The organism is Pseudomonas sp. KUIN-1, from assembly GCF_009176725.1.
Lineage (GTDB): Bacteria > Pseudomonadota > Gammaproteobacteria > Pseudomonadales > Pseudomonadaceae > Aquipseudomonas > Aquipseudomonas fragariae.
In genome coordinates this window covers 5,124,647-5,147,713 of sequence record NZ_AP020337.1, presented here as the reverse complement: position 1 = coordinate 5,147,713, position 23,067 = coordinate 5,124,647, and the positions used below count along the sequence as shown (strand labels likewise).

Annotated in this window: 18 protein-coding genes; 4 read left to right on the top strand and 14 right to left on the bottom strand. The window is 62.1% G+C overall.

Annotation, left to right across the window (positions count from 1 at the left end; all coding sequences use genetic code 11):
* Positions 1–39: 39 nt before the first annotated feature.
* From KUIN1_RS23085 to cpaB, 8 genes are read right to left on the bottom strand one after another with little or no spacing between them, the layout of a single operon-like run.
* Positions 40–312, bottom strand: a complete 273-nt coding sequence (locus tag KUIN1_RS23085) for a DUF3613 domain-containing protein (RefSeq protein WP_003399719.1) — start codon at positions 310–312, stop codon at positions 40–42.
* Entirely contained in the window at positions 309–1,046 is a 738-nt protein-coding gene (locus KUIN1_RS23080) for a hypothetical protein (RefSeq protein WP_103359821.1), read from the bottom strand. Before KUIN1_RS23080 ends, KUIN1_RS23085 begins: the two co-directional genes overlap by 4 nt.
* A gap of 35 nt (positions 1,047–1,081) precedes the next feature.
* Positions 1,082–1,966 (bottom strand): type II secretion system F family protein, encoded by an 885-nt coding sequence (locus KUIN1_RS23075; RefSeq protein WP_057456743.1) that lies wholly within the window; start codon positions 1,964–1,966, stop codon positions 1,082–1,084.
* A gap of 1 nt (position 1,967) precedes the next feature.
* Entirely contained in the window at positions 1,968–2,852 is an 885-nt protein-coding gene (locus tag KUIN1_RS23070) for a type II secretion system F family protein (RefSeq protein WP_024642375.1), read from the bottom strand.
* Between the two features lie 18 nt (positions 2,853–2,870).
* Complete coding sequence (locus KUIN1_RS23065; protein ID WP_003399726.1) at positions 2,871–4,127, bottom strand: CpaF family protein; 1,257 nt, start codon at positions 4,125–4,127, stop codon at positions 2,871–2,873.
* Complete coding sequence (locus tag KUIN1_RS23060) at positions 4,127–5,317, bottom strand: AAA family ATPase (RefSeq protein ID WP_024639763.1); 1,191 nt, start codon at positions 5,315–5,317, stop codon at positions 4,127–4,129. Before KUIN1_RS23060 ends, KUIN1_RS23065 begins: the two co-directional genes overlap by 1 nt.
* Positions 5,314–6,564 (bottom strand): type II and III secretion system protein family protein, encoded by a 1,251-nt coding sequence (locus tag KUIN1_RS23055; RefSeq protein ID WP_032654254.1) that lies wholly within the window; start codon positions 6,562–6,564, stop codon positions 5,314–5,316. The genes KUIN1_RS23060 and KUIN1_RS23055 overlap by 4 nt, the downstream gene beginning before the upstream one ends.
* A gap of 20 nt (positions 6,565–6,584) precedes the next feature.
* A complete protein-coding gene (gene cpaB, locus KUIN1_RS23050; protein WP_024642373.1) occupies positions 6,585–7,544 on the bottom strand; it encodes a Flp pilus assembly protein CpaB in 960 nt (319 codons plus the stop codon).
* Between the two features lie 331 nt (positions 7,545–7,875).
* Between cpaB and KUIN1_RS23045 the strand changes: the two genes are divergently transcribed.
* Positions 7,876–8,082, top strand: coding sequence for a Flp family type IVb pilin (locus KUIN1_RS23045; RefSeq protein WP_057456739.1), 207 nt, complete (start codon positions 7,876–7,878; stop codon positions 8,080–8,082).
* A gap of 42 nt (positions 8,083–8,124) precedes the next feature.
* A complete protein-coding gene (locus tag KUIN1_RS23040) occupies positions 8,125–8,532 on the top strand; it encodes a response regulator (protein ID WP_010427292.1) in 408 nt (135 codons plus the stop codon).
* 124 nt (positions 8,533–8,656) lie between these two features.
* Here KUIN1_RS23040 and pbpC read toward each other — a convergent pair whose 3' ends face one another.
* Entirely contained in the window at positions 8,657–11,005 is a 2,349-nt protein-coding gene (gene pbpC / locus KUIN1_RS23030; protein WP_103713574.1) for a peptidoglycan glycosyltransferase PbpC, read from the bottom strand.
* 95 nt (positions 11,006–11,100) lie between these two features.
* Between pbpC and KUIN1_RS23025 the strand changes: the two genes are divergently transcribed.
* A complete protein-coding gene (locus KUIN1_RS23025; RefSeq protein WP_003307908.1) occupies positions 11,101–11,394 on the top strand; it encodes a hypothetical protein in 294 nt (97 codons plus the stop codon).
* A gap of 330 nt (positions 11,395–11,724) precedes the next feature.
* On the opposite strand, the gene KUIN1_RS23015 is transcribed toward KUIN1_RS23025, so the two are convergent.
* A complete protein-coding gene (locus KUIN1_RS23015; protein WP_152092313.1) occupies positions 11,725–16,671 on the bottom strand; it encodes an alpha-2-macroglobulin family protein in 4,947 nt (1,648 codons plus the stop codon).
* A 296-nt stretch (positions 16,672–16,967) separates the two neighbouring features.
* Between KUIN1_RS23015 and KUIN1_RS23010 the strand changes: the two genes are divergently transcribed.
* Positions 16,968–18,308 (top strand): MATE family efflux transporter, encoded by a 1,341-nt coding sequence (locus tag KUIN1_RS23010; protein WP_024639768.1) that lies wholly within the window; start codon positions 16,968–16,970, stop codon positions 18,306–18,308.
* On the opposite strand, the gene KUIN1_RS23005 is transcribed toward KUIN1_RS23010, so the two are convergent.
* From KUIN1_RS23005 to KUIN1_RS22990, 4 genes are all read right to left on the bottom strand, one after another.
* Complete coding sequence (locus KUIN1_RS23005) at positions 18,302–19,204, bottom strand: alpha/beta hydrolase (RefSeq protein WP_032654243.1); 903 nt, start codon at positions 19,202–19,204, stop codon at positions 18,302–18,304. The genes KUIN1_RS23010 and KUIN1_RS23005 overlap by 7 nt on opposite strands.
* 80 nt (positions 19,205–19,284) lie before the next feature.
* Complete coding sequence (locus tag KUIN1_RS23000) at positions 19,285–20,394, bottom strand: contractile injection system protein, VgrG/Pvc8 family (protein WP_032654240.1); 1,110 nt, start codon at positions 20,392–20,394, stop codon at positions 19,285–19,287.
* A gap of 255 nt (positions 20,395–20,649) precedes the next feature.
* Positions 20,650–22,563 (bottom strand): arginine decarboxylase, encoded by a 1,914-nt coding sequence (gene speA, locus KUIN1_RS22995; RefSeq protein WP_003399746.1) that lies wholly within the window; start codon positions 22,561–22,563, stop codon positions 20,650–20,652.
* Between the two features lie 88 nt (positions 22,564–22,651).
* The gene (locus tag KUIN1_RS22990; RefSeq protein WP_003313912.1) at positions 22,652–23,023 is read right to left on the bottom strand and encodes a translation initiation factor Sui1; all 372 of its coding nucleotides are present in this window, start codon (positions 23,021–23,023) and stop codon (positions 22,652–22,654) included.
* Between the last annotated feature and the right edge of the window lie 44 nt (positions 23,024–23,067).

Genomic DNA, 23,067 nt, shown 5'->3' with positions numbered 1-23,067 from the left:
GTAAGAGTGGGTGTCAGCAGGCCCACTATCGGTTCGGAATTATTTCTTGCCCGAGGAAAAGCTGCCGCCAGCCTCCTGATCGTAAAAATCCGGGATCTTGTACTTATAGGTGTCCAGCCAGCGTTGCAGACTGAGGTCGCGTTCTGCAGCGGTATTGACCTGCGGCGTCGGCGAAGCCGCCTTGCCGCTGGCCTGAAGCTGCAGCCAGGTCTCGGTCTGCCGGGTTTCAGAAGGCGAAGTTTCATGGTTGTCCGCCCAGGCATCTCCTGCGCTCAACAGCAGTACACACCCGGTGAGTATCATGCGCTTCATGGTCGTACCTCCTGGGGCTGACGATCATTTTCCCCTGTCAGGCTCGCAATGGGCCGTGCAGATGCTCGCGGAGCGGCAAGGGGCTTTCTCAATTGCTCGGCGCGCGCCTGGGCATCGGTCACCTGTTCAGGCGTCAGCCCGGCCCGCGACGCCAGTTCGGCGGCCTGCGTCCAGTTGTTCTGATAGATCAGCAGCGTGGCCAGGTTCACCGCTGCCAGCGAGTCCGATTGTTTGAGCTCCATGGCCGTCAGGAACTGAAAGCGTGCCTGTTCCAGTTTCAGCTGATTGAGGTAGACGACGCCCAGGTCATTACGGATCTTTTCATCGGTCGGTTGCAGTTTGCTGGCCATCAGCAGGTGTTGTTGTGCCAGCGCGTTGTCACCGCGCGCCGCAGCCAGTTGCCCGAGGCCATGCTCACCCTCGGCTGCCCGGCAGGTGCCCAGCAGGCTGCGGTACAGAGGCTCTGCCTCGTTGCTGCCTAATAGCCGCAACACCCGGGCCTTGCGCAAGCGGACTTCGCCCAGGCTGTCGGGCAAGCCTTCCAGGTTGGCAAGGCTGGCATGCAGCCGGCCTTCATCGGCCATGTTCTGAGCCAGATTCAGGGAGAACTCCTGATCCGAGGTCAGCTTGGGGCACTGGCCCGCCTGAGCCGTGGTCTGCGTCCAGAGGGGGCGACCATCACTGGCGCATCCGCCCAGCAACAGCAGCCCGAGTAGTACGATCACTGGTTTCATTGCAATGCGTCCTTTCGTGCACAGGTAATACCGGGTCAACTGCCCAGTGCGCGGCTTATTGCCATAAATCCGGGCCCGGCCAGCACAATCAGCAGGGCGGGGAACAGAAACACCATCATGACCACCGACATTTTTGCCGAGAGTTTGGAAATGTATTCCTGCAGGCGGGTCAGGCGTCGGTCGTCGATCAGTTGCTTGAGCGTGAGCAGGGACTTCAATGCGCCACCGCCCTGATGAATCAGTTGATTGAGGATCACACAGGTGTCGCTCAGCTCGTCGACGTCCAGCACAGCGGCGGTTTTTCTCAGTTCTTCACCCAGTTCCAGACCGGAATCGACGCGCATCAGCACCACGCGGATTTCCTCGGACAGTACCGGCAACAGGTCTTTACCTTCGTTGCTGAGCACCCGAAGCGCCTGCTCGACCGCCATGCCGGACTCGAACAGGATGCGCAGCAACGGGATAAAGGTAGAGATTTCCACCACCACTTGTTTCTGACGGCGCCGAGCCGCGCTCGCCAGAATCCGCTTGGGCAGCAGATAGCCGGCGCCCAGGGCAAAGATAGGCGCGATGAGCGGTTGCTGGACGCCTTTGAAAAACAGCATCTGGCCGAGGATGGCCACGACCATCAGGCCGACCGGAACGCCGACCTGGCAGGCTGCGAACAACGAGCGTTTGCTGGCGCGCCGCCAGCCGATGCGGTTGAGCAGTATCTGGGTTTCCGAATCCAGGCTGATGCTGCGTTGACCTATGCGGGTGTCACCGAGCAACCGCAACAGGCTGCCGATGCGGCTCTCGCGGATCACCTGGCCCCTCAAGCGTCTGGCCACCAGGCGTTCATTGCTACGTTGACGGGCTATGCCTGACAACAGCAAAAATGCGGCAGCGGCAAGCATCATGGCGGCGAATAACAGTTCCATCTCAAATGCTCCTCAACATGCGCCACAACACCACGCACCCCGTGACCTGCAGGGCGAAGGCCGCGCTCAGCATGATCTTGCCGCTTTCGTCATCCCACATATGCAGCAGATAGCTGGGATTCACCGCCAGAAAGTAACCAGCCATGCTGATCGGCAGCAGCGCCAGCACCACGGCAGTCATTCGGGTTTCGCCGGTCATGGCGCGCAATTGGCGACCGGCCTGTTCCCGATCACGAATCAGCTTGATCAGGTTTTCCATCAGCTCGCTGGCATTGCCGCCGTAGCGGTGATTGACCCGCAAGCCGATGGCGAACAGGTGAAACTCATCGCGCTCATACAGTTCGGCAAAGTCCCTTGCCGCATCCGGCAGGCTGACCCCCAGTTGTACGTTACGCTCGATCCGGCTCATGCCGTCCTTGAGCGGCTGGTCGGTGGCGTCGATGCCGTGCAGCACTGCGTCGGCCAGGGTTCTGCCGGACTTGAGGCTGCGCACGGTATGGTCGAGCAATTGCGGCAGTTGCTGGATCATGCGGCGCACGCGCACCTCATAGCGCCACGACACGAACACTCGCAGTGTCAGAGGTACCGCCAGCAGCACGCTGAGCGCACCGACGACGCCGGCCGTTGCGTAGCCGATCAGTATCAGCAGCGCATACAGCGACAAGGTCAGGCCCATGCGTTTGGTCGGCTGTCCCAGCCCGGCGCGCAAAAAGGCCCGATCCAGGTAGCTCCAACCGGTCTTTTCAGCCACGGGCTGCACTTGTCCGGCCATCAGCCGCTGCCGGACCCGTTCACTGGCTCCCTGATTGAGCGCCAGGTAGAACATGCGAATGGACGCAATAAACAGCAGCAAGGAGATCAGGCCCAGTACCAGAGACGCACTCATGCCGACTCCTTGAGCATGTCAGTAGCCAGGCCGCAGCTTGTCGCCAGCGGCGTGGGCCGCTTCGCGCATGAAGCCGACCCCGGTGCGGCGATCAACGCGAAACAGGGTATTGGTGACATAGATGTCATCGCGGATGCCGACCACTTCCACCACTTCACTGACACAGCGGCGCCCGTCAGGCAGACGCGTCAGCTGGATAATCACATCCAGTGCCGCGCAGACCATCTGGCGCAGGGTCTTTTCCGGGATCAGCCGCCCGGTCAGGCCCACCAGCGTTTCCAGACGCAGCAGGGCATCCTGTGCATTGTTGGCGTGCACGGTACTCATCGAGCCATCGTGGCCGGTGTTCATCGCCGTCAATACGTCCAGCACTTCGACGCCGCGAATCTCGCCGAGGATGATGCGGTCCGGGCGCATCCGCAGCGAGTTGCGGATCAGGTCGCTGGCGCGCACCTCGCCATGCCCTTCGGCGTTGGGCGGGCGGGTTTCCAGGCGCACCACATGCGGGTGGCTGAGCTGCAGCTCGGCGACGTCCTCGATGGTCACCAGACGCTGATGGCTGTCGATCAACTGGCTCAGCACGTTGAGCATGGTGGTCTTGCCCGTGCCGGTGCCGCCGCTGACCAGAATGTTGCAGCGTTTGCCGACGGCCTCCTGGAAGAACTCGAAAATCGACTGATCGATGGTCTGCATGGCCACCAGGTCGGCGCTCTTGAGCATGTCCTTGCGGAATTTCCGGATCGACAGGCAAGGGCCGTCCAGCGCAATGGGCGGAATGATGGCGTTGACCCGGCTGCCATCGGGCAGACGTGCGTCGACCATCGGTGAAGACTCGTCCAGACGCCGCCCAAGGGGTGCCAGGATGCGTTGCATCACGCGCTCGACGTGGTGCGAATCGATAAAGCGCAGGTCGGTGTGGTGCAGCACGCCATCGCGCTCGACAAAGACCTTGCCTGGCCCGTTGACCAGAATTTCCGTCACCGAGGTGTCGCGCAGCAGCACTTCCAGCGGGCCGAAGCCGGTCAGTTCGTCGACCAGTTCTTCAGCGAGGCGCTCCATTTCGTAACGCGAGATGGCCAGCCGCAGCCGTGCGACGTATTCGGCCACCTTGTCGATGACGAACTGCGCCAGGGCCGGTCGTGAGCCTTCGAGCAGGCTTTTGCCGCTTTCTTCCATGCCGTCGATGATGTAACGGTGCAGCACCAGTTTCAGGCCTTGCCCGTCGTCAGGCTTGCCTTGCGTACGCGATGAGACGCCAAACAGTTTCTCCGCCATTACCGGTTCCCCCACAGTCGAGCGAGCCAGCCCTGATCGGCTTTCTCGCGAGCCTCGGTATGCCGTGCCAGATGCTCGCCAAGCCGCCGCAGCCCGGAGCACAGCGCGTCGCGTGACGCCAGTTCGAACAGTGTCACGCCTTGATTCTTGGCGTTGAGGCGCAGCTCCGGCGCAAGCGGCAGTACCGCCAGCACCGGCAGGCCGAAGGTTTTGCTCACGGTTTCGGAATTGGGCGCGACCGAGCGCTGATAACGATCGACCAGCAGGCCGGCGTGCTGCATTTTCATGCCTTTTTCGCGCCAGTTGTTGAGCACCGTCAGGCTGCGTCGACAGCCCAGTACGCTCTGGTCGGTGTACCACAACAACTGATCGCAATGGCTGACCAGAGAGCGCAAGGCCTCGCTGTCCGGCTGACCTACAAGGTTCACCACCACATGCTGAAAATGCTGGCGCAGCGCGCTGAGCAGCATATAAAGCTCGGCGGCACTGGACTGTTCCAGATGATCGTCGGCTTCGCTGTAAGCCAGAATGCGCAGGCCGCTTTCGCTGGTGGTGAAAGCACTGTCGATCAGCGTTGCATCGAGCCTGCGCAAGTGGCGCAGGGCGTCACCGAAGCTGAAAGTCGATTCAAGACCGAGCATCAACAGGCTGTCGCCGCGTGGCAGGCCGAGGTCCAGCAGCAGCGTGCGCTGCCCGGTCTTGTGCACGACCATCGCCAGGTGCGTCGCGATCAAGGCCCCGTCGTCATCGCTTTGTACGCCGTACAGCACCGACAGGCCGCTCATGTTCGGGTTGGGCGTCACGGCGGGCAGGCGCTTGCTCAGGCGTCTGACCAGACCGGCGACCTCACTGGAGCGAGAGCCATAGGCAACGAAGTCCCTGGCTCCGGCGCGCATGGCATTGAGCACCAGCTGGTTATCCATGCCATCGCCGAGCGCAACGATGGCCAGCATCGGCTTTGCTTCCAGCGCACTTTCGATCAGGGCGCTCTGGGTCATCAAATGCTCACGGTCGAGCCCGACGAACACCACGCTGGCGAACGTCACGTCCACCAGCGCGAGCAGGTCGTCGAGGCTGCCGGTACCGGCACTGACCACCTGGCCCAGCGAACCCAGAGCACTTTGCAGCCACTCCAGGTCGGTGTTGTTACGGGTGATTGCCAGAAAGGTCTGGCTCAGGCTCTGGCTCATTTGGATAATCCGTCGCGGCGGTCGAAATCGCCGTTTTCCAGAAAATACAGACGCGGGAAGCTCGGGTCGTAGGTGCGCAGTGCCTCACCTGGCAGCGACGGCAGCCGGGCGTTGGCGGCCAGTGGCTGGACCAGATGCGGGGTGACGATCATCAGCAGTTCGCGCTCGTCGCGCTGGATTTGCGAGCTGCGAAAAAATGCACCGAGAATCGGGATGTCGCCAAGACCGGGAAACTTGTCCACCGAACCGCTGTTGCTGGAACTGATCAGCCCGCTGACCACGAAGCTCTCGCCGTCGGCAAGCGCAATGCTGGTATCGGTACGGCGGATGTTGAGTGCTGGCACGGTGGTCCCGGCGATGGTGATGCCGGCCGAGAAATCCAGCTCGCTGACTTCCGGCGCGACCTTCAGCAGAATCCGATCCCGGCCCACGACAGTCGGGGTCAGGGTCAGGCGCACGCCAAACTCCTTGTACTCGATGGAGATACCGTTGCCTTCACCATTGGGCACCGGCACCGGGAATTCGCCGCCGGCCAGAAAGCTCGCGCTTTGCCCGTTGAGGGCGACCAGGCTGGGGCGTGCCAGGGTGTAGGCGTAGCCGCTGTTTTCCATGGCGTTGATCATGCCCAGCACCTTGCTGCTGCCACCGCCCCAGACGATATTGAAATTGCTGTTGTTCAGCGGAATGCTCGGCGTTATGCCGCCCACAGCGCCAGGTGTGACGTTGACGCCCGGTACCGTGCCGGGCGCGCCGAACAGAAAGTTGCTCGAGCCTTTGCCGAAGATCGAGGTGCTGGCCTCCTTGAGTTTGGTGCGGCTGACTTCGATAAAACGGATGTCGGTCTGCACCTGGCTGGGTAACTGCGCATCGGCAGACGGCGCGGTGACACTCTCGACCATGGCGGTCGTCGCCCGGCCACGCACGAAGACCATGCTCTGGCGTGGCGCGCTTGCGCAGGCGGTCCAGACCATCAGGCTGGTCGTCCCCTGTGCGACGCCGGTCAACAGAAAACCGTCGCTGCCGTTGACATGTACATCGGCGATTTTCGGATCACCCACGGCGATGCGGGTGATGGGCACCGCAGAGCGCACCTCCTGTTGAATGCCCTGGTCAATTTCCACGGCAGCCGGCATCGCGGCAAGGCCGGCACAACTGCCCGAAGCGGCCCACGCGCCTGGCGCGCACAATGTTGCGATGACTAACGCCAGCAAACGGGGTTTTATAACTGGCACGGAACAACAGCTCATCAAATGCAATCCTTGCTCAATCAGGGAGTTTGTTGCGTGATCTGGTTACCGCGTATGACCTCGACAGCGCGAGACGTACGCGGGGTTGCGCCTGATGTTGGCGCGCTGGCCGGGCCCAGGCTCAGTTGTCTGAAGCTGACCAGTTGGCGGTTGGCTGAATCGAGTCGCTCGGCAGCGTCAGGGCCGCCGGCTTCGTTGGCCCAGTAATCCTGCAGGTTGCCCTCGTCGGCGCTGCGCACGGCCAGACGCAGCACACCGGTTTGCGACGCCAGCATCAGGCGCGCCACCAGGGCTTGCGGCACCGCGACCGTGACGGTTCGCGCGTTGATCCGCTGCTGCTCCTGTTTGAGGCGTTCGTCAGCGTTGATGTCCTGCACCGGCTTGCCGTTGCGGTCCGGACCGAGCAGCGCGCCAACGCCGAGAATGCGCAGGGCAGGCACCACAACCTGGCTCGACCGATTCGGATTGCTCACGTCCTCAGGCAGGTAAAGCAGTACATCCACGTAGTCGCCGGGGCTGAGTTGTCCAGAGGCGCCCGTCACTTCATCGACCTGCAACGCCAGGGCCCGTTCGTGAGGACGAATCATCCGCGCCAGGGTGCCGCCTGCTTCGAAGTTGCTCTCCGCAAGCCAGCTTCCGGCGGTCAGCGTGCGCCAACTGCTGCGCCCGACGATCTTGTCGATGGCTTCAAAGCTCCCGGGTGGGGCGACCTTGAGGCGCTCGATGGTCAGGTCATCGGCCGTGATTGCGGTGTAGGCAGGGATATCCCGGGCCAACACCACGACGTTGTGACGCAAAGCGTCCTCGACGGGAGGCGTCGGAGGCGTCTGGATCGCTGTTTCGGTGGTGACAGGTTCGCTGGGCGGAATGACAGCTGCAGGTGCCTCGGCTGGTTTGCTGACGGCGATCCCCAGATACGCGGCAATCAACGCCCCCAACAAAAACAGGACAGCAAGCACCAGGGTAATGCGACTGCTCATGGCAACTTTTCCCTTTGTCATCGCAGGACAACTTCAACACACGCGGTGCGGCAATTTCACCAGCAGGTAATAGAGGACAAGGTCAAATGTCCGTTATGTGAAGGTAGCTCATGGCAATCAAAGCGCCATTCTGCTTTGGTATAAAAATGCTTTCGGATGAATGGCATAGCCGTTTCTGCAGTTTGCGCAAAGGTCTGGGCAGACCTATCACTTTCCGGTTAATGCTTTGTTGAGATTGTGGGTTTTTTGATTGAGGGCAATGCTGATATTGCGAGGAGATATATGCGCAAGAAGGTTTATTGGCGCCACTGAAGGCGCAAGGAGAAATGAGATGTTCCTTACCCAGTTGTACGTCAGCATCTACACGCGTATTCAGTCTTTTTTCAAGGACAAGGAGGCGGCATCGGCGATCGAGTACGCAGTGATTGTAGCCATGGTGGCGCTGGTACTGTTTGCGTTCGTGACCCCCTTGGGGGACGCTATCAAAGGAAAATTCAATGATATTGTCACTGGATTGGGTGGTACTAAGGTAAGTTAGTTGATTAATATGCTTTGAGTTCATTCCTGTTGAGATAACCACATGGCTGTCCACCCCATCCGCCAACAACTGCTTCTGGTTGATGACGAAGAGGACGCAAACGAGGAATTGGCAGAACTGCTCGAAGGTGAGGGGTTCTGCTGTTTCACGGCGTCTTCCGTCAAGATGGCCTTGCACCAGTTGACCCTCCATCCGGATATCGCGCTGGTGATCACTGACCTGCGGATGCCGGAGGAAAGCGGCATCCAGCTGATCCGTCACCTGCGCGATCACACCTCACGCCAGCATTTGCCCGTTATCGTCACTTCCGGCCATGCCGACATGGATGACGTCAGCGACCTGCTGCGCCTGCACGTGCTCGACCTGTTTCGCAAGCCGATCTATCACGTGCGTTTGCTGGAAACCCTCAACAACCTGTTTCCCGAGCCGAAGATCTTTCAGGTTCAGTGACGACAGACTCGCGCCCTGCAGCATGCTCACGCTGGAGTATGGGCACGAAGTCAAAGGCCTATCTTTCCTCACGCTTCAGCGTGGGAATGCCTTTCTTGACGCTCTGCGTCATACCCGTCTGCGCTCACTCCACCACGCTGAATTCAACCCGCGCCGTCTGACCGCTTTCGTCCAGCACGCTTAACTGATAACGCCCCGGTTTGCTCAGGGTGGGGGTGAAGTCTTGCCGGGTGTCGGTGTCTGCCAGAGGTTTGCCATCGATAAACCACCAGCGATGGCCACTGCCTCCGAGTGCCGAAAGCGTGAGGCGTAAAGCCTGACGGCTGGTAGCAGGCAGGCGCAGGTTGTCGCCTTCGCGCACACCGACAATGCTCAGCGGGGGCGCGAGGTTGAGGTTCTGTGGCGGGCAATCCGGGTCCGCGGGCGGCAGGCGAGCATCGCGTCGCTCTGCTCTGGGCAGCCAGGGCTCCAGAGGCGCAGGCCACAGCGCGATGTCCTGCGCTCGGGCGTCCGGGCAATTGGCCGCGACGCGCAGCCCCTTGGCATTGACCCAGACACGCTCCTGCAAACCCAGCCCGAGCGGTTGGTCGGCCGCTTGCAGGGTGGGCGGCGTGGTGCCGTCCAGCGTCCAGGCGAAGCGTTGGCGCCGGCAATTGGGGGCGCTTTTGCTCATCGGTTGACCCAGTGGCCAGCAGATGGCGGCCACACCGACGTTCTGCGGCACGGGTTGCAGCGGTGCGGCGATCCCGCGCTGACTGTCGCGATTGACCAGCACATCGTGCACCTGAAGCATCAGCGGCGCTGCCGAAGCCAGCCCGAACTGCCCCGGCACCGGTGTGCCATCCGGCCGACCGATCCACACACCGACCAGAAAGCGCGGTCCGACGCCAATCGCCCAGGCATCGCGGAAGCCATAGCTGGTGCCGGTTTTCCAGGCCAGTTGCGGGCGCTGTACCAGCTCGGCGCGCGGGTCGATGTCCGGGCGCGACTGACCACTGAGAATGCGGCGAATGATCCACGCAGCGCCCGGTGACATCATCCGCCGTTCACGCAGTCGGTCCTGCGGTTGCAGTCGAACATCGGCACTGCGCCCGCCGCGCGCGAAGGCGCTGTAGCCTGTCAGCAGATCCTCCAACCGACTGCCTGCGCCGCCAAGAATCAGTGCCAAGCTGGGCTCGGCCAGCGGCGGCAGGGTCAGGGGCACGCCGCCATTGCGCAGTTCGGCGGCGAAGCGCTTCGGCCCGTAGACCTCCAGCAATTGCACGGCAGGCAGGTTGAGGGACATCGACAGCGCCGAACTGGCTGCCACCGGTCCGCCGAAGCCGCTCGAAAAGTTGCCCGGTCGATAGTCGCCATAGCGCCGCGGCACATCCTGCATCAGCGATTCGGAGTGGATCAGCCCGGCGTCCATGGCCATGCCGTACAGGAACGGCTTGAGCGTCGAGCCCGGCGAACGCAAGGCGGTGACCATGTCCACATGGCCGAAACGCTTGGCGTCGTTGATGTCCACCGAGCCGACGTACGCGCGTACGGCCATGTTCTCAGCCTCGACCACCAGAATCGCTGCCGACGTTCGCTCCGGAAGGCGTGCGCGCCAGCCCATCAGCAGGTCCTCCATGCGTCGTTGCAGTGAGGCGTCCAGCGTGGTGCGGATCAGTGGCGGGCTGTTGGGTCGATTCAGGCGTCGGGCCAGCAGCGGCGCCAGGCTCGGCTCCTGTCGCGGCGCCAGCCATAAAGGCTCTTCCAGTGCTTCGTTCACGCTTGCTTGCGGCCACACCTGAAACTCGGCCAGACGTCTCAGCACCTTGTCGCGGGCCTGTTGCGCGCGCTGCGGGTGACGATCAGGACGCAGGCGGCTAGGCGCCTGTGGTAGCACCGCCAGCAATGCCGCCTCGGCGCGGGTCAGGTTTTGCGGCGACTTGCCCAGGTAGGCCCAACTGGCGGCTGCGGCCCCTTGCAGTGTGCCGCCGAACGGGGCGCGATTGAGGTACAGACTGAGGATCTGATCCTTGGACAGGTGCCACTCCAGCTGCAGCGTGCGCCACAGCTGGCGAAACTTGCCGGATAACGTACGTGAATGCGGATCGAGCAACCGCGCCACTTGCATCGACAGTGTGCTGCCGCCTGAGACTACACGGGCACCGCTGAGGTTTTGCCAGGTGGCGCGCAACAGCGCCAGCGGGTTGACCCCGGGATGGCTGTAGAACCAGCGGTCTTCGTAGGTCAGCAGGGCTTCGAGGTAGTAGGGCGAGACCTGCGCGTTGCTGACCGGATAGCGCCATACGCCATTGGCATCGGCGAAGCGCCACAGTGGTGTACCGTCCTCGGCCAGCACAACGCGAGCCAGATCGTCCCTGGGCAGTGGCAGCGGCCAGAGTCGGTCAGCCAGCCAGAGGAGGGCGATCAGCAGCATGATCGCGCCCGCCAGCCACTTGAACGTTCGCGGCAGGCGCAGAAGAAATTCAGGTTTCAACGCAAAGAGCCTTTATGATCCACGGAACCTGACACGCATTGCGACAGCCAAAGCGGACAGACCATTTTCTTCACGACCCCAATCAGGACGTACATATGCAGGTAGAAGGCTTTTTTGAATGGCTCGGGCAGGCCATCGGCGCGATCATTCGCTTCTTTGTCGACGGTCTGGCGTGGTTGTTCAACGGGTTTACCCATGCCGGGGGAAATTTTGTCGATGGCTTGTCTCGCACGCTGGGCATGGACACCTCGCTGATCAGCATCATCGCACTGGTCATCGGCCTGATGCTGCTGTACTCGGCGGTTCGCGCCTTCATGCGCGCTTCGATCATCCTTGGCATCATCTGGCTGGCGCTGGGCCTCTGGCTGCTGAGCTGGATCATTCATTGATGCGTTGAGGGCTAACCCGCCGCCATGGTGGGTGACCGGGGCGACGCCTTCGCGAGCAAGCTCGCTCCCACTGGATCTGCGGTGTGTCGGGGCACTTGTGTATGGTGCCTCGATCGTTTCTGTGGCGCACATCTGAGACACTTTTTACTTTTGTAGGAGCGAACTTGTTCGCGAAAGCTCTGGTACGGGCGATACATCTTCAGCGGATGTACCGGCCCTTTCGCGAACAATGCGGATCGCCGCCCCGGTCGCTCCTACTGGAGCTGTGGTGTGTCGGGCCATTTGCGAGCGAGCTTGCCCTAACTGTCACGCATTCCAGTCAGTAATCGATCATTTCCCCTTCACCACCATCTGCGCTGGCGCTTCGCCCAGGGCTTGCCAGTTCGGGCGGTACATGGATTCGACCTGCGGCGGCGGTACGCGGTAGGTGCCCGGGGTGACGGCTCGCGCCAGGTAGAGCAGGTGCACGGTGCTGCTGCCGTCGATGTCCAAGGCTGCCACGTAACGATCGCCGCGATATTCCTGATGCTTGATCCCGGCGTTTTCCATCGACTCACGGATGGTTTTCACCTCCTCGCTGGCGTCTTCCAGGCTCGCCGCGCTTTGCGCCAGGTTCTGGTTTTCCAGCTCCAGGCCCGCAGGCAGCAGGTCTACCACCAACGCATCCGGCACGCGCTGTTTGGCACCGATCTCCAGGTGCACCAGCACCAGTTGCCCGGTTTTCAAGGCGCCGATGTTCAGTGGTGCGCCGCTCAGGTTCAGGTACTCACGGCGAATGCTCAGGTTTTCGCCACCCGCTGTGGGCGCCTGGGCGGGGTAACCGGAGACGGTCAGTTGCTGGTAAAGCGCATCACTGCTCTGGTTGTGTACCGAAAGCGGCGAGGCCAGCAGCGAACCGTCCAGCTTGAGGCCCGGCTGTTTGTTGCTCAGCTCGCGGGTTTGAGTGCCGCTGGCGATGCTGGCGGTCCAGTCCTTTTCCGCTTTGCCCAGCAGGTTGCGGCCAGCCATGAACAGTGAATTGCTTTCCTGCGTGGACAGGTAACGATTGGCGGCCACCTCATCGGCCAAGGCAAACAGGCGCTCATCACGCTTGTCTTTGCCGAGGTCGTTTTCTTCCAGCAATGCCAGTATCAGCGCCTGATCACGCAGCGAGCTGCCGTAGTCGGCCAGCCATTCATTCTTACGGCTGGCGGCCAGACCCGCCAGCAGGGCCTGGTCGGCGCGGGGTTTGTCGCCCATTTTCTCCAGCGCGACTGCCAGTTGCACCAGCGGCAGGCCGGAGCGCGCATCACTGCGGCGGTCGAACAGGCTGCGCAAGGCCGCGAGCGGTGCCTGCTGACTGCGTGACAGCACCAGCCCGGCATAGGCTTGCACAGCGAGGCGCGTATGTTCGGCGTTCTGGCTGTAATTGACCTGAATCTGGCCGGCATCCTGCAGATAACGCAGCAGGCGCTCGCTGGCTTTCTTCAGCGCATCCGGCGGCACGGCAAAGCCCTGATCGCGGGCGCGCAGCAGGAAGTCGGTGACATAGGCCGTCAGCCAGTATTCCTCGTCGCTGTCCGAGCCCCACAGGCCAAAACTGCCGTTGTAACGTTGCATGCCCAGCAGTCGCTCGATGCCAATCTCGACCTTGCGCTTGCGTTCGGCATCCGTTTCACCGGTCAGGCCCAGGCGCTTGAGGGTTGCGGCATCGGCATACAGCGACGGGTACAGGCCGCTGGCGGTCTGTTCCAGGCAGCCGTAAGGGTAGGCTTTCAATGCGCGAATCTGTTCGCCGAGGTTCAAGGGCGGACGGCTCGACAACGACAGCAGCGCCTCACGACCGGCCGGTTCGAATGCTTCCAGCGCGCCCTCCGGCAGGCTCCAGGGCTGATCATTGAGGGTCGCGCGGTAATGCTTGAGCATTGCCGGGTAGGCAGGGCGTACGCCGACGGTCCATTCGCGGGTGAAGGCCGGCAGGTTTTCGCCCGGCAGTTCCAGACCTTCGACCAGTACCTTGATCTTGCCCTGACCCAGGCCGCCCTGCGCCAGCACCGGAATCTTCAGGGTGACGCGCTGGCCGTCCTTGAGCTGCAAGGGCTTGCTCTGCTCGCCGCCCGGAAGGCTCAACTGGCCCTCAGCGCTGATGTTCACGTCCAGCTTCTGCGCCTTGCCCGACAGGTTGGAGACGTCCAGCGCCACGCTGGTCTGGTCACCACCGGCGAGAAAGCGCGGCGTCGACAGTTCGGCGATGATCGGCGCGGCAACCACGGTTTTCGCCTCGGCCATACCATAGCGGTCTTCGGTCCAGGCTTGAGCCATGACGCGCAGCTCGCCGTTGAAGTCCGGGATATCGACGCTGACTTCACCTTCACCGGCGTCATTGAGCGTCACCGGCGCACTTTGCAGCGCCACGATGGTGACGCTGGTGTCCGGACGTTTGCCGCCCTTCGCCAGTGCATCGCCACCGAACGCCATGCTTGCCAGGCGCCCCTGACCGGCTTCAATCAACTGACCGTAGATGTCCAACTGGTCTGCGCCGTACTGCTTGCGGCCAAACAGGCTGGCAAACGGATCGGGCGTCGCGTAGCTGGTGATATTGAGGATGCCGACGTCCACCGCCGACACCAGCACATGGACCTGTTTGGGTACGCTGCCGTCAGCATTCCTGGCGGCGACCTTGAGCGTCAGGGGTTGCCTGGGGCGCATTTTCTCCGGCGCGGTGAGCGTCAGCGCCAGCTTGCGCTGCGCCCGGTCCAGCGGCAGGTGCAGCACACCCACGGCGCGCTTGGGTGTGACATTGGCCTTGCGTTCACCGGGGCGTATCACCAGAGCGGTGACGTACAGGTCGTGGCGCGCCCATTTTTTGTCCAGCGGGATGTCATACGATTTGCCTTCGGCAGGCACGTCGATTTCCTGCCACCACAGCGGGCCTTCACTGGACTCGATCAGCAGATAACCCTTGCCCGCAGCCGGCGGGGTGACAGTGACTTTCGCGGTGTCGCCATCGTTGTAGGCCGGCTTGTCCAGCGCCAGCTTGACCTGATCCGGCCTGACCGCGCCGCCGTCAGTGTTGTCCTGCCAGCGATAACCGGCCCAGAAGCGCAGGCTGCTGACCATTCCGGTGGACGGGTCTTCCACCTCGACACGGTAAGGACCCCATTCGACCGGGAAGCTGACCCTGGCGGTGGCGTCCTTGGTGATGCTGACGGTCTCTTCGTTCAGGTTGAGGAATTTCTCATTGAAGTGGTAACTCCAGCCGTCGTCGGCCGAGTAGTTCCAGTAGTAATCGCGACGCTCGCGGATCAGCCGGACTTTCACGTTGTCAGCCGCCAGCTTGTTGCCCGCCGCGTCGGCCATGACGATTTCAAAATCGGCCGGGCCGTCGCCATTGGTCTGCGCTTCGCCCTTGGCTTCGTCGTCGTAGTCGTCATTGCCTGCGCTGCTGCCGAACAGGGCACGCACGCCGGGCAGCTGTTCGGCCGGCCAGATGGGCTGCACCAGACGACGGGTGATCGGCCGCCCGCCGGACTCTTGCAGGCTGGCTTGCAGAATCAGTTGCAGCGGCGATTTGGCCTGCGCCCACTCGCTCTGTACGGCGAGCGTTGAATGACCTTCGGCATCGAGGGTGACGGGTTCAAGCTCCAGATCATGCTTGAGGTCTTCCTCGGTGATCGAGCCGAACTGATAGCCCGGCAGCTTCGGCACCGCCTCGCGCAGCGGGCGGACATAGACCTGACCGGTCAGCGTATTGCCCGAAGCCGGGGCGCCATACAGGTAGCGGCCAGTGATATCGAATTGCGGGTTGTCAGCAGGCGCCACCGGCGTGTCGCTGCCCTTAAGCTCCAGCGCCAGACGCTCGGGCAGGAAGTCCTCGACCTTGAACTCGTAGAGCTGCGGTTTGCCGTCGCCCAGGTCGAACACCAGTTGCCAGCGTCCGGTGGGCGCTTCGTCGGCAAGCGGTAATTGATACTGGTAGAAACCGTTGCTGTCGGCTTCCCAGACGAATTTGCGGCTGACCTGATCATCGGGACGGCGCACTTCGACGGTAATGGGTTGCGGCTTGACGGTGTTGCCGTCGCTGTCGCGCAGCAGGCCGTTGAGCAGCACGGTTTCGCCGGGGCGATACAGGTCGCGCGGGCCGAAGATGAAGAATTGCAGGGGGTGAGCCTGCGGGCCGGAGATATCGAATTCGGCCAGGTCCAGCGCCGAGCTGTTGAGGCGCAGCATGCTGGTCTGTTCGTCCTTGTGCGCCAGTACCACGGCAGCCTTGGCCGGCAATGGCAGTTGCGCGTGGCCGTCGCTGTCGGTCTTGCCCTGGGTGACGACCTTGCCGTTGTCGTCATACACATCGACGCTGATATCACTCAGCGCCTTGCCACCCTCGAGCGCTTGCGTGAAGACGTCCAGACGGTTGCTGTAACGGTGCACCGACAGGCCGATGTCACTGAGCGTCAACAGGGTGGCTGGCTGCGAGTAGCTGTAGGTGCCCGAGGCGCGCATCACCGCCAGATAAACGCCTGGCTGTTGCAGGGGCTTGATACCGGCAATCGGCAGCAACAGGGTTTCGCGGGTGTTGCGCGCGGGCTTGAGGTCGAAGCGGCCGCTGTAGATCAGATCGGCCATGGGCAGCAGTTCTTCGGAACTGTAGCTGGACAGGCTCGACGCGCCGTCCCACTGGGCGAGGAAGTTCGGCATCGAATCGGGTTTGATGCGGAAGAACTCGACATCCACCTTGTCGACGTTCAGCGCGATCACCGGCAGGCCCTCGGCCAGACGGGTCGGCAGCAGGCTGCCACGGCTGGCGAAACCGACAGAGGGCTGCAGGTCGCGGGTTTCCAGGCGGCTGATGTATTCGGCGGCGAGTTTGGCCTTGTTGACGGCCAGCAACCCGGCATCGACGGTCAGGACCAGTTTGCGCTGCGGCTCCAGGTGGCGCAGGCGCAATTCCATGAGGTTGTCCGAGAGCTCCCAGGCACCGTCGACCTTGCCGCTCTTGCCGTCCACCAGGTGAAGTTTTTCGTCGAATTTCTGCTCGGGGTCGAGCGGTACCGAGAAGCTTACCGACAGCGTGCTTGCGCCGTCGACCTGGATTTCCGAGACATCGATGACCGTCAGTTCACGGCCTGTGTAGCGCTTGCTCAGCGCGGCGAGGTCGACTGCGGGTTTGGGCTTTGTGTCGGTGACCGTTGCCTGGGTCGTGGGTGCCGCGGCGGGCGCGGGTTTATCCGTGGAAGAAGAATCACAGGCGCTCAGCAGCGCAAGCGCGCAAGCCAGAAACAATCCTTTGTTTAGCATGGGGGCACTCATCGGCAACGGTAGAGAGGGGGCGACTATATAACAGTCGTGATGACAAGTATTACTGTCAGATTGACCAGTAAGGTCATCTATCGAACGGACTGACTATCGTGCCTATGCTCCGCGTTGGCATGCAGTGGGTGACGCAGAGCGTCACGAAATGCATTCCCAGGCTGGAGCGTGCGCAACGATAACGCCGCAGCTTTCGAGGCATGAGTACCCTTTCCGGACGTATCGAAACGCTGGGACACCCCGCGTTTGATCTGGCTACAATGCCCACCTTGCCGGGAGTTCTCATGTCTACGTTGCTCACTGACTGGCGTCATCGCTCAACCCATCGTCGTGTCTGGGCGCTGGCGACGCCGATGATTCTGTCGAATATTTCCGTGCCGCTGGTGGCGCTGGTCGACAGTGCGGTGATCGGTCATTTGCCCCACGCCCATCAGCTGGGCGCCGTGGCGGTGGGCGCGACGCTGTATACCTTTCTCGCCTGGGCCATGGGCTTTCTGCGCATGGGCACCACCGGGTTTGCCGCGCAGGCGGCAGGGCGCAGTGACAGCGCTGCGTTGCGGCGGATTCTGTTGCAGGGGCTGCTGCTGGCTGTCGGGCTGGCGTTGTTGCTGGGTGTGATCGCCTTGCCGTTCAGCCATCTGGCGCTGACGATGATGCAGCCGTCTGCCGATCTGCAGCAAATGACCCTGGATTTCTTCCATACCCGACTGTTCGGCCTGCCTGCGGCGCTGGCCAGTTATGCGCTGGTCGGCTGGTTTCTGGGTGCGCAGAACGCTCGGGCGCCACTGGCGATTCTGCTGGTGACCAATGCCGTCAACATCGTGCTCAATCTGTGGTTCGTCATGGGGCTGGACTGGGGCGTGGTCGGCTCGGCGCGTGCTTCGGTACTCGCGGAGTGGACCGGCGTGGTGCTCGGTCTGCTGCTGGCACGCAACACCTTGCGCGCCTGGCCGGGCCGGATTGTCTGGTCGGCCTTGCGGCTGTGGAGCAACTGGCGGCCCTTGCTGGCCGTCAACCGGGACATCTTTCTGCGCACGCTGGCGCTGCAATCGGTGATGTTCCTGATCACCGTGCAGGGCGCTCGCCTGGGGGATGCGACGGTTGCCGCCAATGCCTTGCTGCTCAATGGCCTGCTGTTGACTGCCCATGCCCTGGATGGGCTGGCGCATGCGGTCGAAGCGCTGTGCGGGCATGCCATCGGCGCGCGGGACCGGGATACGTTGCGCCGCTCTCTGGTGGTCGCTGGGGGCTGGTCACTGATTTCCAGCGTAGTGTTTGCGCTGTTCTTTCTGGTGGCTGGGCAGGGCTTCGTCAGCCTGCAGACCGATATACCGGAAGTGCGCGCCACCGCGATGATGTATCTGCCGTATCTGGCGCTGATGCCATTGTTGGCCGTGTGGAGCTACCTGCTGGACGGCCTGTTCATCGGTGCCACCCGTGCGCGGGAAATGCGTAACGCGATGCTGTTCAGCGCAGCGGGCATCGCGCCATTGGCTTATCTGGCTTCCAGCCACGGCAACCACGCCCTATGGCTGACGTTCCTGGCTTTTACCCTGTTGCGCGGCCTGAGCCTGGGGACCATTGCCTGGCGGCTGACACGCAGGGACGGCTGGTTCGTTCACTGAGCCTTTGGCCCGGTTGCGTTCTTTTCGGATGCCGTTTGCGGCGTGTGCCTGACGAACATGTCCACCTCGTCGACCACTGGGGCCAGACCGCTCAGTAATCTGGCGAATGCGCCGACCAGCGTGCCGTGATTGGTGCGTGAGAAATACAGGTCGCGCACCGGCACGCCGGCTTCACGCAACGCCCTGGCCAGGCCGCCGGTGTTGCGCTTGGGGTTGACCAGCGAGTCGGTGTGCGAGGCCATCAGCAGTGCCGGTGGCGCGCCGGACGTGACGTGGTTGATGGGTTGCGAATCCAGCGGGGAATTGGGGAAGAAGAACACTGGCTTCACGTCCGGGTTCTCGATGGGCAGGAAGTCATAAGGCCCGGCCAGCCCGATCCAGCCGCTGAGGATGGAGGGCGACAAGCCTTCGCGCGCCAGCCAGCGCGGGTCGAGCGCGAGCATTGCGGCGTTGTAGGCCCCGGCGCTGTGGCCCATCACGTACAGGCGGCTCGGGTCGCCCCCGTAGGTGTTTGCATGTTTGTGTGCCCAGGCCAGGGCCTTGGCCGAGTCTTCCAGAAAGCTTGGGTAACGTACCTGTGGATACAGTCTGTAGTCGGCGATAATCACCACCATGCCTCGTGCGGCCAGCGCTTCGCCGACGAACGCGTAATCAGCCTTCGAACCGCTGTTCCAGCTGCCGCCGTAGAAAAACACTACGACCGGTGCCTTGGCCGGTTTCGCCTTGGGCGTGTAGACATCCAGCGTATTACGTGGATCCGGCCCGTACGCCAGGTTGTAGACATGATCGACAGGGCCGCTTGGGTTCAACGTATTGAGCAGCTTCAAAGGCGAGCAACCGGACAGCGCTGCCAGTACGGCACCGGTCATCAGTGTCAGGAAAATCACTCGGATCATAGCGGAGGGGCTCTGGAAGGTAAGTCGGATATGCCTGAGACCGTCACGCTTCGTCCCAGTGCCGCACAGTTGCTGCTACGTCATTCACTGCTGCGCGGATCACTCGATGGGCTGGCAAAGCTGACGCGCGGGCTGCTCAACGTGAGGCCACTGTCGTCGATCTGTACCGTGCTCGCTCCGGCATCGACTGTCAGTGTGCTGCCTTCAGCCAGTTCCAGGCGGGTCCCGTCCGCCAGTTGCAGTTGTCGGTCTGGCCCGGTGATCACCTGCCAGTCGAGGTGCATCTCAACGTTATCGGCACGTGCTTGATCATTCCTGCGACCATCTTTGTCTGCCAGCGCTGACAAACAGCCGGTAATCTGCGGCGGGCGGGTATCGTCTGCGCAAAAGCTCACAATCACTGCCATGCCACCCCGACATTCGATGTCCAGCCCCGCAGCCAGATGCAGCCAACAGCCGGCGTCGGGGCCCTCGGGGCGTTGCCACTCCCATTCGAGGCGAACATGCACCCGGCCTGACGCATCGGTCCTGGCCGGTTCGCCGTCGCGCCCGCTGATCCAGCCACGCTGCAGTGGCGCAATGGCGGGGCGCGGTGCCGGGACAGGTGTTTTGAATCCGGCTTCCCGGTGGATGGCACCAAAGACCAACTCGTGGCGGCGACGGGAGTGGACGAAATGGTAGTGAATGCCTTCTTCTGCACACAGCCGCTGGACCAGTTGCAGGTCGGATTCCTGGTACTGCACGCAGCTTTCGCGCTCGCTGCATTGCGTCTGCGGGGCAAAGCGGAAGCAGTGCTGCAAACCATGTTCTTCCAGCACCTGGGCGATGATCCGCGTGGCGGTCATGTGCTGAAAGATACGTGAGTGGTGGCGTAGCCCGAGGCAGGCCAGTCGAGGTCCCATCAGCAGCGTGTAGCAGGCCGGGCCGGGGTGGTAATGCTTGCGGGTCGCGCCGTGAATCTGACCGTGAAAGCCTTGCCCATGAAATCCGGGCTCGCTACCGCAGCTCAGCCAGGCAGGTTTGTACATCAGGCTGGTCAGGTCCAGATCGAAGCCGTCGCCGAGGATTTCCAGCTCGATGGCATACGGCTGGCTGATCGCTTCGGTTGCGCTGAACGATACGACGCTGAAACGGCGCTGCAGGCGGGCAATCTCCAGATGAAGGAATGGCGCGCTGGCGGGGTCGGGCATGGAGGGCTTCTCTACCGGGAATGCGACCGCGGATTCTCGCGCAGAAGCCGGGCAGGGTAGAGGTCTGCAGGTAGAACAGGACGTTGCCTACAGCAAGTGTTGGCGGGGGATTACATCGAGTGGGGGCTGTATGAGTGCGGAGCATGGGGGGCGGTGGTTACGGGCACCTCTCGTTCCTCACGCTCCGCGTCACGAACTGCATGCCAATGCGCAGCATTGGCACGATAAGCAGTTAGATCTGGCTCCGCGCAACGATCAGGACGACAGGTACGACGAGCGGGTCAGCCCCAGGCGCAAGGCATCGAGGAAGTAGGTGCGCTCGCGTGGGGTGATCTTGGCGCTGGCGACCTTGTCCCGGTAATGGGTCATCAGTTCTTCCGGCGACAGGTGCACGTAGCGCAGCATGTCTTCGATGGTGTCGTGGGTTTCGATGCCTGCGTGGTAAACGCTGCCGTCCGGGTTCTGGTAGATGTTCACCGAATCGGTATCACCGAACAGGTTGTGCATGTCGCCGAGAATTTCCTGGTAGGCACCCACCAGGAAGATCCCCAGCAGATAGTCTTCGCCTTCGTTCAGCGAATGCACCGGCATGCTGGTCTCGATGCTCTGCTCGTCGACGTACTGCTTGATCTTGCCGTCCGAATCGCAGGTCAGGTCCTGCAGCACGGCGCGGCGCACCGGCTCTTCATTCAGGCGGTGCAGGGGCAGAATCGGCAGCACCTGGCCAATGGCCCAGGTGTCCGGCAGGCTCTGGAACACCGAGAAGTTGCAGATGTACTTGTCGGCCAGCTTGTCGTTGAGCTCGTCCAGCACCTGACGATGCGAGCGTTGACGGGCTTTCAGCGAGTTGTACAGGCGACGGCAGACGGCGAAGTAGCATTGCTCGCCCAGCGCTTTTTCCGACAGGCTGATCTTGCCATCGGCGTACTGGGCCGCGATGTCGCTCATGTAGTGCGTGGCGCGCCAGTAGGTTTCGGTGACCATCTCGATGTCAGTCGGGCCCAGCAGGTCGACCAGCCATTGCACGGTTTCCGGCAGGCTGGCCTTGTCGGCGATTTCCGGGACTTCGTCGTTGTGTTTTTCGACGTCGGTCACCTGCACCACCAGCATGGCGTGGTGGGCGGTCAGCGAGCGGCCGCTTTCCGAGAAGATATGCGGGTGCGGCAGGCTTTGCGCGTCGCAGAATTCCTTGAGCATGCCGACCACGACGCCTGCATAGTCGTCCATGTCGTAGTTGATCGAGCTGGCGTTGCGCGAGTGCGTACCGTCGTAATCGACCCCCAGACCACCCCCGACATCGATGTAATCCACCGGCAGGCCGAGCTTGCGCAGTTCGCCGTAGTAACGGATCGCCTCCTTGAAACCGTGCTGATAGTCGGCCAGGTTGGCGATCTGCGAGCCCATGTGGAAGTGCAGCAGGCGAATGCCCTGATCCAGGCCGGCCTTGCGGAAACGCTCGACCACCGACAGCAACTGCGCAGCCGACAGACCGAACTTGGATTTCTCGCCACCGGTATCCGCCCATTTGCTCGACGCCAGGGAGGAGAGGCGTACGCGCAGGCCAACCTGGGGAGCGACCTTCAGTTCGGCGGCTTCTTCGATCACCAGTTCGACTTCGGACTCTTTCTCGATGACGATGAACACGTTGTGGCCCAGCTTCTGGCCCATCAGCGCCAGACGGATGAACTCACGGTCCTTGTAACCGTTGCAGACGATGGTGCCGCCTTTGGGCGCCAGTGCCAGCACCGCCATCAGCTCAGGCTTGGAGCCCGCTTCCAGGCCGATGGAGACGTTCTGCGTGGCGATGATGTTTTCCACCACCGCTTCCTGCTGGTTGACCTTGATCGGGTACAGCGCGGTGTACTTGCTCTGGTATTCCAGGCGCGCGATGTTGCTGTCGAACGCGCCGGTCAGCTGACGCACACGGTCCTGCAGAATGTCGGGGAAGCGCACCAGCAAGGGCAGCGACAGGCCGCTCTTGCGCAAATTGTCGACCTGTTCGTAAAGATCGATGGGCGAGCTGTCCGGCCCGTTGGGACGGACTTCAACGCGTCCCGCTTCGTTGATAGCAAAATAACCCGCGCCCCAATGGCGAATGCCGTAAACGCTGCGGCTGTCCGCAACGGTCCATTGGCTGCCATCGTCTTTACGTGTGCGTCTTACGGACATCGAAGTCCCCTATAAATAAGTCGTTGCGCCAGCCTGAAGCTGACTGCGCGCATTGTAATGGGTGGAAATGACGATTTGATTCGCGGGTTCAGCCGCCGGACTTTTTAGCCTTGAAGCCTTTTTTGATCAGCTCTGCCAACAGCAGTTCGACGTGATCGCCCTGAATCTCGATCACGCCTTCCTTGAGCGATCCGCCTGTGCCGCAGCGTTGCTTGAGAGCCTTGGCCAACTCTTTGAGCGGTTCTTCGGCCAGCGGGACGCCGCTAATGGTGGTGACGGTCTTGCCGCCCCGGCCCTTGCTTTCACGACGTACACGGGCAATGCCGTCACCTTCGGGGATGGCCGTCTGTTTGCAGGTGCACTCGGCAACGGGTTGACGACAATCGGGGCAGTGGCGCCCAGCGTCGGTTGAAAATACCAGGCCACCCAGGGCGGCGAGAGAAGCGGCTTTTTTAGCCACGCAAACATCCTCTTGTTGAGGACTGAAGATGGGTCGGACTCGTA

Bases quoted from the DNA above. Each gene is read 5' to 3' on its own strand.
- KUIN1_RS23075 (WP_057456743.1), bottom strand. From the start codon at position 1,966: ATGGAACTGTTATTCGCCGCCATGATGCTTGCCGCTGCCGCATTTTTG.
- cpaB (WP_024642373.1), bottom strand. From the start codon at position 7,544: ATGAGCAGTCGCATTACCCTGGTGCTTGCTGTCCTGTTTTTGTTGGGG.
- KUIN1_RS23045 (WP_057456739.1), top strand. From the start codon at position 7,876: ATGTTCCTTACCCAGTTGTACGTCAGCATCTACACGCGTATTCAGTCT.
- KUIN1_RS23080 (WP_103359821.1), bottom strand. From the start codon at position 1,046: ATGAAACCAGTGATCGTACTACTCGGGCTGCTGTTGCTGGGCGGATGC.
- KUIN1_RS23000 (WP_032654240.1), bottom strand. From the start codon at position 20,394: ATGCCCGACCCCGCCAGCGCGCCATTCCTTCATCTGGAGATTGCCCGC.
- KUIN1_RS23055 (WP_032654254.1), bottom strand. From the start codon at position 6,564: ATGAGCTGTTGTTCCGTGCCAGTTATAAAACCCCGTTTGCTGGCGTTA.
- KUIN1_RS23025 (WP_003307908.1), top strand. From the start codon at position 11,101: ATGCAGGTAGAAGGCTTTTTTGAATGGCTCGGGCAGGCCATCGGCGCG.
- KUIN1_RS23085 (WP_003399719.1), bottom strand. From the start codon at position 312: ATGAAGCGCATGATACTCACCGGGTGTGTACTGCTGTTGAGCGCAGGA.
- KUIN1_RS23065 (WP_003399726.1), bottom strand. From the start codon at position 4,127: ATGGCGGAGAAACTGTTTGGCGTCTCATCGCGTACGCAAGGCAAGCCT.
- KUIN1_RS23005 (WP_032654243.1), bottom strand. From the start codon at position 19,204: ATGATCCGAGTGATTTTCCTGACACTGATGACCGGTGCCGTACTGGCA.
- KUIN1_RS23015 (WP_152092313.1), bottom strand. From the start codon at position 16,671: ATGCTAAACAAAGGATTGTTTCTGGCTTGCGCGCTTGCGCTGCTGAGC.
- KUIN1_RS23060 (WP_024639763.1), bottom strand. From the start codon at position 5,317: ATGAGCCAGAGCCTGAGCCAGACCTTTCTGGCAATCACCCGTAACAAC.
- KUIN1_RS23040 (WP_010427292.1), top strand. From the start codon at position 8,125: ATGGCTGTCCACCCCATCCGCCAACAACTGCTTCTGGTTGATGACGAA.
- KUIN1_RS23010 (WP_024639768.1), top strand. From the start codon at position 16,968: ATGTCTACGTTGCTCACTGACTGGCGTCATCGCTCAACCCATCGTCGT.
- speA (WP_003399746.1), bottom strand. From the start codon at position 22,563: ATGTCCGTAAGACGCACACGTAAAGACGATGGCAGCCAATGGACCGTT.
- KUIN1_RS23070 (WP_024642375.1), bottom strand. From the start codon at position 2,852: ATGAGTGCGTCTCTGGTACTGGGCCTGATCTCCTTGCTGCTGTTTATT.